The 13,756-nt window shown below is 56.1% G+C and carries 14 protein-coding genes; 1 reads left to right on the top strand and 13 read right to left on the bottom strand.

The genetic code is table 11. The features are described from left to right. Positions 1–19: 19 nt before the first annotated feature. From ugpB to livK, 8 genes are all read right to left on the bottom strand, one after another. Positions 20–1,336 (bottom strand): sn-glycerol-3-phosphate ABC transporter substrate-binding protein UgpB, encoded by a 1,317-nt coding sequence (ugpB, locus tag GNG27_RS21845; protein ID WP_156264802.1) that lies wholly within the window; start codon positions 1,334–1,336, stop codon positions 20–22. A gap of 152 nt (positions 1,337–1,488) precedes the next feature. Further along, a complete protein-coding gene (locus GNG27_RS21850) occupies positions 1,489–1,857 on the bottom strand; it encodes a type II toxin-antitoxin system death-on-curing family toxin (RefSeq protein ID WP_142487420.1) in 369 nt (122 codons plus the stop codon). Then, complete coding sequence (locus GNG27_RS21855) at positions 1,854–2,075, bottom strand: type II toxin-antitoxin system Phd/YefM family antitoxin (RefSeq protein ID WP_142487421.1); 222 nt, start codon at positions 2,073–2,075, stop codon at positions 1,854–1,856. The genes GNG27_RS21850 and GNG27_RS21855 overlap by 4 nt, the downstream gene beginning before the upstream one ends. Positions 2,076–2,222: 147 nt before the next feature. Beyond that, positions 2,223–2,936 (bottom strand): high-affinity branched-chain amino acid ABC transporter ATP-binding protein LivF, encoded by a 714-nt coding sequence (gene livF, locus GNG27_RS21860; protein ID WP_156264803.1) that lies wholly within the window; start codon positions 2,934–2,936, stop codon positions 2,223–2,225. Between the two features lies 1 nt (position 2,937). Further along, entirely contained in the window at positions 2,938–3,705 is a 768-nt protein-coding gene (gene livG, locus GNG27_RS21865; RefSeq protein WP_142487422.1) for a high-affinity branched-chain amino acid ABC transporter ATP-binding protein LivG, read from the bottom strand. After that, on the bottom strand, positions 3,702–4,979 hold the full coding sequence (locus GNG27_RS21870; protein ID WP_156264804.1) for a high-affinity branched-chain amino acid ABC transporter permease LivM: 1,278 nt from the start codon (positions 4,977–4,979) through the stop codon (positions 3,702–3,704). The genes livG and GNG27_RS21870 overlap by 4 nt, the downstream gene beginning before the upstream one ends. After that, the gene (gene livH, locus GNG27_RS21875) at positions 4,976–5,902 is read right to left on the bottom strand and encodes a high-affinity branched-chain amino acid ABC transporter permease LivH (RefSeq protein ID WP_039032510.1); all 927 of its coding nucleotides are present in this window, start codon (positions 5,900–5,902) and stop codon (positions 4,976–4,978) included. Before livH ends, GNG27_RS21870 begins: the two co-directional genes overlap by 4 nt. 51 nt (positions 5,903–5,953) lie before the next feature. Beyond that, positions 5,954–7,063, bottom strand: a complete 1,110-nt coding sequence (gene livK, locus GNG27_RS21880) for a high-affinity branched-chain amino acid ABC transporter substrate-binding protein LivK (protein ID WP_156264805.1) — start codon at positions 7,061–7,063, stop codon at positions 5,954–5,956. A 423-nt stretch (positions 7,064–7,486) separates the two neighbouring features. On the opposite strand from livK, the gene panM reads away from it, so the two are divergent. Continuing rightward, a complete protein-coding gene (panM, locus tag GNG27_RS21890) occupies positions 7,487–7,870 on the top strand; it encodes an aspartate 1-decarboxylase autocleavage activator PanM (protein WP_142487425.1) in 384 nt (127 codons plus the stop codon). 87 nt (positions 7,871–7,957) lie between these two features. Here panM and GNG27_RS21895 read toward each other — a convergent pair whose 3' ends face one another. The 5 genes from GNG27_RS21895 to ftsY form a co-directional block, all read right to left on the bottom strand. Beyond that, positions 7,958–9,058 carry a branched-chain amino acid ABC transporter substrate-binding protein gene (locus tag GNG27_RS21895; RefSeq protein ID WP_142487426.1) on the bottom strand — a complete coding sequence of 367 codons (1,101 nt, stop codon included), beginning with the start codon at positions 9,056–9,058 and terminating at the stop codon, positions 7,958–7,960. Positions 9,059–9,355: 297 nt separating this feature from the next. After that, positions 9,356–10,213 (bottom strand): RNA polymerase sigma factor RpoH, encoded by an 858-nt coding sequence (gene rpoH / locus GNG27_RS21900; RefSeq protein WP_106995256.1) that lies wholly within the window; start codon positions 10,211–10,213, stop codon positions 9,356–9,358. A 255-nt stretch (positions 10,214–10,468) separates the two neighbouring features. Continuing rightward, a complete protein-coding gene (ftsX, locus tag GNG27_RS21905) occupies positions 10,469–11,527 on the bottom strand; it encodes a permease-like cell division protein FtsX (protein WP_156264806.1) in 1,059 nt (352 codons plus the stop codon). Next, positions 11,520–12,185, bottom strand: coding sequence for a cell division ATP-binding protein FtsE (gene ftsE, locus GNG27_RS21910; protein WP_106995258.1), 666 nt, complete (start codon positions 12,183–12,185; stop codon positions 11,520–11,522). The genes ftsX and ftsE overlap by 8 nt, the downstream gene beginning before the upstream one ends. A 2-nt stretch (positions 12,186–12,187) precedes the next feature. Continuing rightward, positions 12,188–13,687, bottom strand: a complete 1,500-nt coding sequence (gene ftsY, locus GNG27_RS21915) for a signal recognition particle-docking protein FtsY (RefSeq protein ID WP_156264807.1) — start codon at positions 13,685–13,687, stop codon at positions 12,188–12,190. Positions 13,688–13,756: the final 69 nt, after the last annotated feature.

Below are 13,756 nucleotides of genomic sequence, written 5' to 3' on the forward strand. Positions count from 1 at the left end.
CGCCACCCGGCATTTCACATTACGATTTGGTCGACTGCTCAAAGCGGCGCAGCAGTTGGTTGCCACGCTCTACTGCAGCATCCAGTGCCTGCTGTGGGGATTTCTTACCGGTCCACACGCTCTCCAGCTCTTCATCCACGATGGTACGGATCTGCGGCATGTTGCCCAGGCGCAGGCCTTTGGTGTACGGCAACGGTGGCTTGTTCAGCATCTGGCGCGTGGCGATGTCTGCGCCCGGGTTTTTGTCGTAGAAGCCCTGCTCGCGGGTCAGGTCATACGCGGCTTTGGTGATCGGCAGATAGCCGGTCTTCTGGTGCCATTCGGCTGCGTTTTCCGGTTTTGCCAGGAAGTCGAGGAACTCCGCTACGCCCTTGTAGGTGTCCTTGTCTTTACCCTGCATCACCCACAGGCTGGCCCCGCCGATGATGGCGTTCTGCGGCGCGCCTTTCGAGTCGGCATCGTACGGCATCATGCCCACGCCGTAGTTGAATTTGGCGTAGTGGCGGATATCCGCCAGCGAGCCGGAAGAGGCGGTGGTAATCGCGCAATCGCCGCTGTAGAACTTCTCGGTAGATTCGTCTTTACGCCCGAAGTAGCTGAAATCGCCCTTCTTGTTCAGCTCCTGCAACAGAGCGATATGCTTCACCTGGTCCGGCTTGTTGAATTCCAGTACCGCATTGGTGCCGTTGAAACCGTTGTTCTCAGTGGCGACCGGCTGGCCATGCCAGGCGCTGAAGTTCTCGATCTGGATCCAGCCCTGCCAGCCGCTGGCGTAGCCGCACTTCATCCCCGCCGCTTTCAGCTTCGCGGTGTACTCGGCCAGATCCTGCCAGGTTTTTGGCGGCTGCTCAGGATCTAAACCGGCTTTTTTGAAGGCGTCTTTGTTGTAGTACAGCACCGGGGTGGAGCTGTTAAACGGCTGAGAGAGCAGATGGCCGGATTTGGAATCGGTGTAGTAACCGGAGACGGTCGGCACGAATTGGGATTCGTCGAAGTTGATGCCCGCGTCCTTAAACACTTCATAGACCGGCTTGATGGCTTTAGAGGCCATCATAGTGGCGGTGCCAACTTCGTAAACCTGTAACAGCGCCGGGGCGTTGCCGGTACGGAATGCGGCGATACCCGCGCTCAGGCTCTGCTCGTAGTTGCCTTTGTACACCGGCACAATTTTGTAATCCGGATGGGTGTCGTTGAAACGTTGCGCCAGGGAGTCAACTTCTTTACCCAACTCCCCTTCCATGGAATGCCAGAACGGAATAGTGGTGACGGCCATTGCGTTAGTCGCAAAAGCCAGACCCATTGCCAGACCCAAAGCTGTGTGTCGTAACGATGTCATTGTCATCTCTCTTATTGTGCCGGATGCGCGATATCACGCGTTTTGTGCTCGCGAGGTAACATGACATGCTCGAATTACAGAAAAATAACCGTTTGTTTACAGAGATATGACAGCAGAGCGTCAGAGGGATGATGGAAATGTGAAGGCAGTGGCTAGCGGCGTAAACGCTCCACAATTTCTTCAAGCGACAGACGGCCCGCAGCAGCCTCAACCGTCATCGCCACATAATCCGGATTGGCCTTCAGCGAAATGCCGTTACGTTTGAGGAAAAGCAAGGTGATAAACAATGCCGTGCGTTTATTACCATCATTGAAGATATGGCCGCGGGAGATGGCCAGCAAATGCATCGCCGCCAGGATCCAGACATCGGTCACCCCTTCGTATTGATATTTGTTTAACACGCGATAGAGCAGCGCTTCAGCACGACCCGGATCCGACATTCCCGCGACGCCAGGCGTGACGCTGAGGAGTTTGTCATGAAACAGGACTATCTCTTCCGCTGAGATAAATTGCAGGGTCATTTGTCAGCCAGTTCCCTAATTTCGTTGCCATGAATACCCATAATGGCGTCAAACTCGGCATCCAGTTTTGCCACCTGATAACGTTCAAATTCTTCTGCGCTGATAATCACGGCAGGTTTATGACCGCGACGCGTGATGGTGACGGGTGTTCCCGTCGCGGCAGAATCCAGCGCTGAGGCAAGATTCTGACGTGCTTCGCTATAGTTCATTGTACGCATATTGCCCCCTTTTAAGTACAAGTCAATTGTACAAGTAAAGCGTACAAAAAACAAAAAAGCCGGGTGGCGGCTTCGCCTTACCCGGCCTACGTACGGCACGCTGTTGTAGGCCCGGTAAGCGCAGCGCCACCGGGCAATACAGACGGCTCAGCCGCCCAGGTAAGCACTCCGCACCGCTTCGTTCGCCAGCAGCGCGTCGCCGGTGTCTTCCAGCACCACGCGGCCATTCTCCAGCACGTAGCCGCGATCCGCGAGCTTCAGCGCCTGGTTGGCGTTCTGCTCCACGAGGAAGATGGTCATCCCTTCGCTACGCAGCTGTTCGATGGTGTCGAAGATCTGCTGGATGATGATCGGCGCCAGCCCGAGCGAAGGTTCGTCGAGCAGCAGCAGACGCGGCTGGCTCATCAGCGCGCGGCCGATTGCCAGCATCTGCTGTTCCCCGCCGGACATGGTGCCTGCCCGCTGAATACGGCGCTCAAACAGGCGCGGGAAGAGATCGTAGACGCGCTTGATGCGGGTCTGGAACTGCTCGCGCTCGGCAAAGAAGCCGCCCATCGCCAGGTTCTCTTCTACCGTCATACGCGAGAAGACGCGACGCCCTTCCGGGACTATCGCCACCGCTTCGCGCATGATTTTCGCCGTCTGCCAGTCGGTAATGTCTTTACCATCAAAGACGATACGTCCGCTGGTGGCGCGCGGATCGCCGCACAGGGTACCGAGCAGCGTGGTTTTCCCCGCGCCGTTAGCCCCGATCAGGGTGACGATTTCACCCTGATTGATGTGCAGGCTGACGTCGTGCAGGGCCTGGATCTTGCCGTAATGCGCATTGACCTTGTCGAACGTTAACATCGCTTTTTCCATCTTATGCCTCACCAAGGTATGCGCGGATCACGTCCGGGTTGTTGCGAATCTCTTCCGGCGTACCGTTCGCCAGCGGCGTGCCCTGGTTCACCACGTAGATGCGGTCAGAAATGCCCATCACCAGTTTCATATCATGCTCAATCAGCAGGATGGTGGTGTCGTGATGGTCACGCAGTTCGACGATCAGCTCGTCCAGCTCTTTGGTCTCTTTCGGGTTCAGCCCCGCCGCCGGTTCGTCGAGCATCAGGATCTCCGGCTGCGTTACCATGCAGCGGATAATCTCCAGACGACGCTGGTCGCCGTAGGCCAGGTTGCTGGCCTGACGGTTGGCGTGCTGCAGCAGGCCGATACGGTCGAGCCAGGTGGCGGCGCGATCCAAGGCTTCGTCCTGCGCCCGGCGAAACGCCGGGGTTTTCAGCAGGCCGGCGAAGAGCCCGGTTTTCAACTGCTGATGCTGCGCCACCAGCAGGTTCTCAATTACCGTCATCTCGCGGAAGAGACGCACGTGCTGGAAGGTACGCACCACGCCCATGCGGGCAATCTGCTGGCCCGGTAAGCCTTCGAGGTGCTGATCGCGCAGCATGATGGTTCCGCCCGTCGGCTTGTAGAAACCGGTCAGACAGTTAAAGACCGTGGTTTTACCGGCACCGTTCGGGCCGATCAGGGAGACAATCTCTTTCTGGTGCAGATCCAGCGAGACGTTGTTGACCGCCAGCAGGCCGCCAAAACGCATCATCAGGCCGTTAACGGATAATAATGGCTGACTCATGCCTGCTCTCCTTTCGCTTGCCCGTTTTTCAGTTTCAGCTGTGGACGGGTCATCGGCAGCAAGCCCTGCGGACGCCAGATCATCATCAGTACCATCAAACCACCCAGCATCAGCATGCTGTATTCGTTAAAGTCACGCATCAGCTCACGGGAGACCACCAGCAGGACAGCCGCGAGAATCACCGCGAACTGCGAGCCCATCCCGCCGAGCACTACAATCGCCAGCACGAAAGCTGACTCCGCAAAGGTGAAGGATTCCGGGCTGACAAAGCCCTGACGCGCGGCAAACAGGGTTCCGGCGAAACCGGCAAACGCGGCGCTGATGGTAAAGGCGGTCAGCTTGATGCGGGTCGGGTTCAGGCCCAGGGAGCGACAGGCGATCTCATCTTCACGCAGCGCTTCCCACGCACGGCCCAGCGGCATGCGCAGCAGACGGTTAATCACGAACAGGGTGATGACCACCAGCAGCAGCGCCACCAGATAGAGCCAGATCACGCGGTCGGACGGGTCGTACTTGATACCAAAGAAGTTGCTGAAGGTGTCCCAGCCGCCTTCACGCGCGGAACGGCTGAACTCCAGGCCGAAGAAGGTCGGTTTCGGGATCTGGCTGATACCGTTCGGGCCGCCGGTCACTTCGGTATTGTTGAGCAGCAGGATACGGACGATTTCACCGAAGCCTAAGGTCACAATCGCCAGATAGTCGCCGCGCAGACGCAGCACCGGGAAACCAAGCAGGAAACCGGCGGCAGCAGAGACCAGCCCCGCCAGCGGCAGACAGGTCCAGAAGCCGAGACCGTAATAGTGGTTCAGCAGCGCGAAGGTGTAAGCGCCGATGGCGTAGAAGCCGCCGTAGCCCAGCACCAGCAGCCCGGACAGGCCCACCACCACGTTCAGACCGAGGCCGAGGATCACGTAAATCATGGTCAGGGTGGCGATATCCACCGTGCCGCGGGAGACCACGAACGGCCAGGCCGCGGCCGCCACCAGCAGCGCCACCAGGAACAGCTTCTGTTTGACGGTCGAGCCGTCAATCGCTGGCAGGACAAACTTCGGCCCAGAGACGCTTTTAAGTGTCTTCTGGAACACCGGACGCAGCAGCTGGAAGAAGAAGACCACCGCGGTGCCGACAAAGACCCACTGCCAGCGGATATCCGACGCGGAATCCACTACCAGCTTAGTGCCGCTCAGCTCCAGCTGAACGCCCATAAAGACGGCCGCCAGGATAAAGAACATCGCCGCTGAGAGCAGCGCCATGGCAAAATGCATCGGTTTCATACTTTCTCTACCTCCGGACGACCCAGAATACCGGTAGGCATGACCAGCAGAACCAGAATCAGCAGGGCAAACGACACCACGTCTTTATATTCGGTACTCAGGTACGCAGAGGAGAGCGCTTCGGCCACGCCGAGGATCAGGCCACCGATCATGGCACCTGGAATACTGCCGATCCCGCCCAGCACCGCTGCGGTAAAGGCTTTCATCCCGGCCATAAAGCCGATGTACGGGTTGATTACGCCGTAGAACTGACCGAGGAGCACGCCAGCCACCGCCGCCATCGCCGCACCAATCACGAAGGTCAGGGCAATCACGCGGTCGGTGTTGATGCCGAGCAGGCTCGCCATTTTCAGGTCTTCAGCGCAGGCGCGACAGGCGCGGCCCATGCGGGAGTAGCGGATGAAAAGGGTCAGCGCCAGCATGGCGAGGAAGGTGACAATCCAGATTACCAGCTGCATGGTGGTGATCGACGCCGAGAAGTTCTCGCTGGCCCCGACAATCCACTGGCCGTTGAACAGGCTTGGCAGCGCCACGTCGCGTGAGCCTTCGGTCAGGCTGACGTAGTTTTGCAGGAAGATGGACATCCCGATGGCGGAGATCAGCGCGATCAGGCGCTTGGAGCTGCGCACGGGCCGGTAGGCCACGCGTTCGATGCTCCAGCCGTAGGCACTCGCAATTACAATCGCGCCGACAAACCCGGCAGCCACCAGCAGCCAGCTGCTGTCGATGCCCATCATCATCAGCGCGGCGATAATCATAAAGGAGACATAGCTGCCGATCATGTACACCTCGCCGTGGGCGAAGTTGATCATGCCGATAATGCCGTACACCATCGTATAGCCGATGGCGATCAGTGCATAGGTGCTTCCCAGCGTGACGCCGTTAAACATCTGCTGCAAAAAATAGAGAAACTGCTCGGACATAAGATAACCTTTCTAATTCCCGCCCGGTCCTGCCGGGCGGTGGGATAATGATTATTTGGCGACCGAGGATGAACCGTCGGCGTGCCACTTAAAGACACCAAACTCAAATCCCTTCAGATCGCCTTTCTCGTCCCAGTTCAGCGGCCCAATCACGGTGTCAGCCCCGTGTGCTTTCAAATCTTTAATCAGATCCTGCGGTTCTTTGCTGCCGGTACGATCCATGGCGGTGGCCAGAGACTGCACGGCGGCATAGGTGATCCACACGTATGGACCACTCGCGTCTTTCTTCTCCGCTTTCAGGGCATCGACGATAGCAGCGTTGGCCGGATCCTGGTCATAGCGTTTTGGCATCGTCACCAGCATGCCTTCGCCCGCGTCGCCCGCGATGTTCGACAGCGAGGCGTTACCGACCCCTTCCGGGCCCATAAACTGGGTTTTCAGGCCGACAGCACGGGCCTGGCGCAGCATCTGGCCCATTTCCGGGTAGTAGCCGCCGTAGTAAACGAAGTCGATGTTCTCTTTCTGCAGACGCGCCAGCAGCGCCGAGAAGTCTTTCTCGCCCGCAGTGATGCCGTCGAAGAAGACGACGTTCGCGCCGCCTTTTTTCAGGCCGTCCTGCACAGAGCGAGCCAGTCCTTCACCGTACTGCTGCTTATCGTGAATGATAGCGATGCGCTGCGGCTTGACGGTTTCGATGATGTATTTCGCCGCGGTGGGTCCCTGTGAGGAGTCAAGACCGGCGGTACGCATGATGTACTGATAGCCGCGCTGGGTCAGTTCAGGGTTAGTAGCGCCCGGCGTGATCCTCAGGATGCCTTCGTCTTCATAGATGTCGGAGGCAGGCTGGGTAGAGGACGAGCAGAGATGGCCAATCACATACTGAATGCCATCGTTAACAATTTTGTTGGCGACGGCGACGGCTTGTTTCGGGTCACAGGCATCGTCATATTCCACGCCGACCAGTTTGTCGCCCTTAATGCCGCCTTTAGCGTTGATGTCCTTAATAGCCTGGCGCGCGCCGTTGAACTCCATATCGCCCCACTGGGCAACAGGGCCGGATAACGCCCCTACCACGGCAACTTTAATATCTTCCGCCATAGCTGACTGCGAAATCGCCAGTGCAACCATCCCCGCGACTAATGTTTTCGCGTTCATTCTCATCCAGGAATCCCCATTCGTGACGTGATGTATATATTTTGTTTTATTATGGTTAAAAAGCATTCTGTACTTTTATTAAACAACGCAACTTTTGCTATTGCCTTTAATGGTTTAGCGCAGTTTTTTGCCTAAAACCAGACTAAAATCTCTATATTTCAGTCGATTAAGCAAAGATAATATTCTGAAATCAGACAGAGATAAACAAATAAAAGCGCGAGTTGCAGCATAAAATAACGGTACAAAGCGCCGAATAAAACGCTGCCTTTTAGGTTAAAATTCTGCTTATTTTTCGATCCCTGCGTTTTAAGACTACGCAACGTAACGCTAAAAAAGTAATCAGCTGGGGAATGGGTTTAAAAAGTGGAAGCGTCTGACAGAATAAATTGAGACACTGCCAGCACTCTTTTTGATTTGGACAAGCGGCTAATGAAACTGACCATCCACCGTCTGGAGAAATTTAGCGACCAGGATCATATCGACCTCAACAAGATCTGGCCGGAATATTCTCCCTCCTCGCTCACCGTTGATGAAACACACCGTATTTATGCTGCGCGCTTTAACGAGCGGCTGTTAGGGGCGGTGCGGGTAACGCTGAGCGGTACGCAAGGAGCGCTGGACTCCCTGCGCGTGCGGGAGGTCACCCGCCGTCGCGGCGTGGGGCAATATTTGATTGAAGAAGTGATGCGCGATAACCCGAGCGTGGCCTCGTGGTGGATGGCGGATGTCGGCGTGGAAGACCGGGGCGTGATGGCAGCCTTTATGCAGGCCCTGGGGTTTACGGCGCAAAGCAACGGGTGGGAAAAGCATTAAAAAAATGCCCGGTGGCGCTACGCTTACCGGGCCTACGACGTGCTATATGTAGGCCGGGTAAGGCGAAGCCGCCACCCGGCGCTAACATCACTTAGCGTCGGTTGCTGTACCATTGGCATGCCAGTCAAACACGCCGAACTCAAAGCCTTTCAGATCGCCCTTCTCATCCCATGACAGCGGCCCCATCACGGTCTCAACGGAGTTCGCTTTCAGCCAGGTGGCGATGTCAGCCGGTTCCGCAGACTGATTCAGGCCCGCCTGCAGAGTTTGCAGCGCAGCGTAGGTGGTCCAGACGAACGCGCCACTTGGATCCTGTTTCTTAGCTTTGATCGCGTCTACGATTGGTTTGTTGGCTGGAACCTGGTCGTAGTTCTTCGGTTTGGTGACCAGCAGGCCTTCAGCCGATTCACCGGCGATGTTAGACAGGGAGACGTTCGCCACCCCTTCCGGGCCCATGAACTGCGTTTTCAGACCGGCAGCACGCGCCTGACGCAGGAGCTGGCCCATTTCCGGGTGGTAACCACCGTAGTAGACGAAATCGATGTTCTCTTTCTTCAGACGCGCCACCATGGTAGAGAAATCTTTCTCACCGGCGGTAATACCGTCGAAGAACACCACGTTGGCATTGGATTTTTTCAGGTTGTCCTGCACGGAACGCGCCAGGCCTTCACCGTACTGCTGCTTGTCATGGACAATGGCGATACGCTGCGGCTTCACTTTATCGACAATATATTTCGCGGCGGTTGGGCCCTGGTCAGAGTCCAGACCGGTAGTACGCATCACCATCTTGTAGCCACGGGCGGTCAGTTCCGGCGCGGTGGCGGCAGGAGTGATCATCAGAATGCCTTCGTCTTCGTAGATGTCAGACGCAGGCTGCGTGGAAGAGGAGCACAGGTGGCCGATCACGTATTTGATGCCGTCGTTGACCACTTTGTTGGCGACTGCAACCGCTTGTTTCGGGTCACAGGCATCATCATATTTTACGATCTGCAGCTTTTCGCCTTTGATACCGCCCTTGGCATTAATGTCGGCAACCGCCTGCTCTGCGCCGGTGAACTCCTGGTCACCGTACTGCGCTACCGGACCGGACATTGCGCCGACAACGGCCACTTTGATATCAGCCTGAGCCATGGTGCTGAAAGCCAGCGCGATACATCCTGCCAGTAAGGCTTTACCCTTCATATTCATCCTGAGAATCCCCATTGTGATGGTTATTGTGTTTGTTGTGATGTTGTTTTATGGCGCTTTATTTCGATTATGCGTCTGCTGTACGCGCCTTTTCAGCATACTCTGCTAAAACATACCCCATTTTTATCTATTTGGAATAGCTATTTTGAAATGTATATAAGGTAAGCGAGGCTTTAACGAGTCAGCGCACAACAGTTAAATAAGTGTTTGCGAGGAGAAGGGAATTCGCGAGAAGAGGCGCTAAAAAAACAAAACCCCCGAATCTGCATTCGAGGGTTATCGGGGACTTCGCGAAAATTACGCTTCGATAGCGGCGCGAAGTTTTTTCATGGCGTTTTTCTCAAGCTGACGCACACGTTCAGCGGAGACACCGTAGCGATCGGCCAGCTCCTGCAGGGTGGACTTGTTGTCTTCGTCCAGCCAGCGGGCACGGATAATATCCTGGCTACGCTCGTCGAGACCTTCCATTGCAAAGGTCAGCTTGTTGGCGGCCTGCTCTTCCCAGTTGTCGTCTTCAATGCCGTCGGCAAAGTTGGACGATTTATCCTGCAGATACAGGACCGGAGCCATCGGCTGGCTGTCTGACGCATCGTCGTCAGAGGACATATCAAAGGTCATGTCCTGCGCGGCCATACGGGATTCCATCTCGCGCACGTCTTTGCTGGAAACACCCAGCTCGCGGGCAACCATTTCTACTTCATCCTGGTTAAACCAGCCCAGACGCTGCTTGGTTTTACGCAGGTTAAAGAACAGTTTACGCTGTGCTTTAGTGGTCGCGACCTTCACGATACGCCAGTTACGCAGCACGTATTCGTGGATTTCCGCTTTGATCCAGTGCACGGCGAAGGAGACCAGACGCACACCCACTTCCGGGTTGAAGCGACGCACCGCCTTCATCAGGCCGATGTTGCCTTCCTGGATCAGGTCAGCCTGCGGCAGGCCGTAGCCCGCGTAGTTACGAGCAACGTGAACAACAAAGCGCAGGTGAGACAGGATCAGCGTCTTAGCTGCTTCCAGATCGCCCTGGTAATGCAGCTTTTCAGCAAGCTCCTTTTCTTCCTCGGCCGTCAACATCGGCCAGGTGTTCGCAGCCCGGATATATGATTCCAGGTTACCAACAGGGGCTAAAGCTAAAGTTTGCATTTCTTTGGTCATTCATTCCTCTCAATCGATTCTTTCTGGCGGCGGTTTGTCCCCATCAGGCAACGAACATGCCAGAATTAATGAGCAACGAGAATATCATTCACTCTTTTATCAGACAGTGATTTTATCCACAAGTTCCGAGTGAAACTGTGAATAAATTACGCACAAAATGTGACATGGGGATGATTATGCGGGGTAAGAGACAACAGGGGACTCTTTCCCTGCACGGTGATTCTCAATGCAGGGAAAGATTATACCAGAGATTTTTTAGTCAGGGGTAAAGTGACGTAAATGTTGCACAGTCGCTAACCATGCTGCGATCCAGCCGATCATCGAGCACACCAGCAGCAACAACAGGCACTCATCAAAGGCTAAGCCACTGATATTAAACTTAGTTCCGAAAACCTGCGCCACATCGGTGACCGCTGCGGAAAGACGCATCACCAAAATTTCTGACAAAATCAGTGAAAGAAATGCGCCGGAAAAACCGAGCAGTGCGCCGCCATACAGGAACGGGCGCAGGATAAAACCGTCGGTTGCGCCGATCAGCTTTTGCACGTTGATGGTATCGCGACGGGCGAAGATGCTCAGACGGACGCTGTTGCCGATAACGAGGAACACCGCCGCGACCATCAGCACGCCGATCATCGCAGCCACGCGCCCGACAAGGCCAGTCAGCGCCGTCAGACGGGCAAACCAGCTGTCGTCCATGCGTACTTCATCAATGCCGTTGATGCGGGAGACGCGATCGCGCAGGGTATTCAGCGACTCGGTTCCCTGGAAGTCCAGTTTCGGGATCACCACCGCCACTGCGGGCAGGGGGTTCTCCTCCAGCATATCCAGCGCGCCGCCAAAGCCGGACCAGTTGCGGAACTCGCCCAGCGCCTCATCCCGCGACAGGTAGTTTACCTTCTCAACGCCCTGCTCCGCCTGCAGCTGCCCCACCACCTGCGCCGCCGCGTTATCGTCGAGCGCTTTGTCGAGATAAACGGTGATCTGCGGGGAGGGATAGTACTGCGACGCCGCCTGGTTAACGTTTTTGTAGACCATGTAGCAGACGCTGGGCAGGGTCAGGGAGATGGCGATCACCATCACCGTCAGGAAGGTGGCCAGCGGTTTGCTTTTCAGATCCTGCAGCGCACCCTGGAAGGCGTACCGCACCTGCTCGTTAAAGACGTTGGACTTGCGCGAGTTGGGTTTTGGCGCGGCTTTGCTGCGCTTCGGCGCATTGCGGTTGCCATCGCCCGGTCCGCCCGCCGATTTACGGAAACGGTCAAGCTTGCTGCCAAACTGCCGCATCTGGTTTATTGCGTCACGCTTATTCACCGAGGCCTCCGTGCAAATGACCGTCGCTCAGCGTCAGCATGCGGTACGAACGACGGGAGATAAGCCCCATGTCGTGCGTCGCCATCAGTACTGTCACCCCAACGCGGTTAAACTCCTCAAACAGACGCAGGATCCCTTCGGAAAGGGCGTCGTCCAGGTTACCGGTAGGTTCATCCGCCAGCAGCACCGCCGGTTTGTTCACCACCGCGCGGGCAATGCCGACGCGCTGCTGTTCACCGCCGGAGAGCTGGATCGGAAAGTTCTTCGCTTTGTCCAGCAGCCCGACCTTATCCAGCGCCGCCGACACGCGACGACGAATGTCATCCCCGCTGGCGCCCGCAATAATCAGCGGGATCGCCACGTTGTCGAATACCGTGCGGTCCATCAGCAGATGGTGATCCTGGAAAATCATGCCGATCTGCCGACGCAGAAACGGCACTTCACGGTTTTTCAGGCGACTAATGTCGTGGCCGCTAAACCAGATTTTCCCGGCACTGGGCCGTTCGATCCCGCAGATAAGCTTGAGCAGGGTACTTTTCCCTGCGCCGGAGTGGCCGGTCAGAAATGCCATCTCGCCCGGCTGCAGGTGAAAGTTAATCCCCTGCAGCGCTTGTCTCCCACCGAGATAGGCCTTGCTGACGTGTTCAAAGCGAATCATTGTTAATCCTCTCGGGCAAAAAGTGCCTCAATAAAGTCGCCCGATTTAAACGGACGTAAATCTTCGATACGTTCGCCAACACCGATGTAGCGGATAGGAATACCAAACTGATCGGCCACCGAGAAGATCACCCCGCCTTTCGCGGTGCCATCCAGCTTGGTCAGCGTGATCCCGGTCAATCCTACCGCTTCGTGGAACAGCTTCGCCTGACTGATGGCGTTCTGCCCGGTGCTGGCATCAATAGTCAGCATAATTTCATGCGGTGCATCTTCGTCCAGCTTTTTCATTACCCGGACGATCTTCTTCAGCTCTTCCATCAGGTGCGATTTGTTCTGCAAACGCCCTGCGGTATCGGCAATCAGCACATCCACATTACGCGCTTTGGCCGCCTGAATAGCGTCAAAGATCACGGAGGCAGAATCCGCCCCGGTGTGCTGGGCAATCACCGGAATGTTGTTGCGCTGGCCCCACACCTGCAGCTGCTCTACGGCGGCGGCACGGAAGGTATCGCCCGCGGCCAGCATCACCGATTTGCCCTGCTGTTCGAACTGACGCGCCAGCTTGCCGATAGTGGTAGTTTTACCCACGCCGTTAACGCCGACCATCAGAATAACAAATGGCATTTTGCCTTCAATATTAAGCGGTTCGTCAACTTTTGCGAGGATTTCACCCATCTCTTCTTTCAGCAGGCCGTACAGCGCCTCGGCGTCACGCAGCTGTTTACGGCTGGCGCTCTCCGTCAGACTGTTGATGATTTTACGGGTGGTTTCCACACCAACGTCGGCAATCAGCAGCTGTTCTTCCAGCTCTTCAAAGAGATCATCGTCGATTTTCTTACCGCGGAACAGACTGATAAATCCGGAACCGAGGTTCTCTTTGGTTTTGATCAGGCTGCGTTTCAGGCGCGCGAAGAAACCTTCTTTGGTCGGTTTTTCCTGCTCCTGGGCAAGCTCTTCAACCGGCTCTTCCTCTTCGGCTACCGGGACGACAAGCACCGCTTCTTCTGCGGCTGCGGCCGCCAGCGCCTGAGCTTCGAGCTCTTCATCGCTAATGGGCTCTTCAACGTCGGTCTCTGGCAGGTACTCTTCCGGGATCGCTTCCTCAATTTCATCGAGGATCTCTTCCGGCAGCGGTAATTCTTCATGCTCAATCGCCTGCGGAGGTTCCACCTCAGCGACCGGCTCGACACTCTCTTCCACAGGCTCTGACGCAACGGCCACTGGCTCTGGCTCTGGCTCAACCGGCTGTGGTTTTTCGCTCTCCTGGACCTGCTCTGTGACCTCAACCACCTCTTCAGCGAAGGCTTCAGTCTCTTGCTGGCTGTGGGTGCGCGCTTCTGCTTCTACGTCAGCGACGGTCTCAACAGGGGTTTCAGGCTGCGGCTGTTCAACAGCGGCAGGCTGTTCGGCGATCTGTTGTTCTTCGTTCTGCTGCTCGGTTTCCTGCTCTTTTTGACCAAAGCCCAGCCAGGAAAAGAAGCCACGTTTTTTCTCTTTTGCCATCTGCGACTACACCCCTCGCGGTTAATTACTGGCGCTATATACATGGAAGCTAAAAAAATGATGAAATAG

Origin of the sequence: Leclercia sp. 119287 (genome assembly GCF_009734485.1) — a bacterium.
Lineage (GTDB): Bacteria > Pseudomonadota > Gammaproteobacteria > Enterobacterales > Enterobacteriaceae > Enterobacter > Enterobacter adecarboxylatus_C.

Excerpts from the sequence above, each read along its gene's own strand:
- GNG27_RS21895 (WP_142487426.1), bottom strand. The coding sequence starts at position 9,058 with ATGAATATGAAGGGTAAAGCCTTACTGGCAGGATGTATCGCGCTGGCT.
- livG (WP_142487422.1), bottom strand. The coding sequence starts at position 3,705 with ATGAGTCAGCCATTATTATCCGTTAACGGCCTGATGATGCGTTTTGGC.
- ftsY (WP_156264807.1), bottom strand. The coding sequence starts at position 13,687 with ATGGCAAAAGAGAAAAAACGTGGCTTCTTTTCCTGGCTGGGCTTTGGT.
- GNG27_RS21870 (WP_156264804.1), bottom strand. The coding sequence starts at position 4,979 with ATGAAACCGATGCATTTTGCCATGGCGCTGCTCTCAGCGGCGATGTTC.
- GNG27_RS21850 (WP_142487420.1), bottom strand. The coding sequence starts at position 1,857 with ATGACCCTGCAATTTATCTCAGCGGAAGAGATAGTCCTGTTTCATGAC.
- rpoH (WP_106995256.1), bottom strand. The coding sequence starts at position 10,213 with ATGACCAAAGAAATGCAAACTTTAGCTTTAGCCCCTGTTGGTAACCTG.
- ugpB (WP_156264802.1), bottom strand. The coding sequence starts at position 1,336 with ATGACATCGTTACGACACACAGCTTTGGGTCTGGCAATGGGTCTGGCT.
- panM (WP_142487425.1), top strand. The coding sequence starts at position 7,487 with ATGAAACTGACCATCCACCGTCTGGAGAAATTTAGCGACCAGGATCAT.
- livK (WP_156264805.1), bottom strand. The coding sequence starts at position 7,063 with ATGAGAATGAACGCGAAAACATTAGTCGCGGGGATGGTTGCACTGGCG.
- livH (WP_039032510.1), bottom strand. The coding sequence starts at position 5,902 with ATGTCCGAGCAGTTTCTCTATTTTTTGCAGCAGATGTTTAACGGCGTC.
- livF (WP_156264803.1), bottom strand. The coding sequence starts at position 2,936 with ATGGAAAAAGCGATGTTAACGTTCGACAAGGTCAATGCGCATTACGGC.
- ftsE (WP_106995258.1), bottom strand. The coding sequence starts at position 12,185 with ATGATTCGCTTTGAACACGTCAGCAAGGCCTATCTCGGTGGGAGACAA.
- GNG27_RS21855 (WP_142487421.1), bottom strand. The coding sequence starts at position 2,075 with ATGCGTACAATGAACTATAGCGAAGCACGTCAGAATCTTGCCTCAGCG.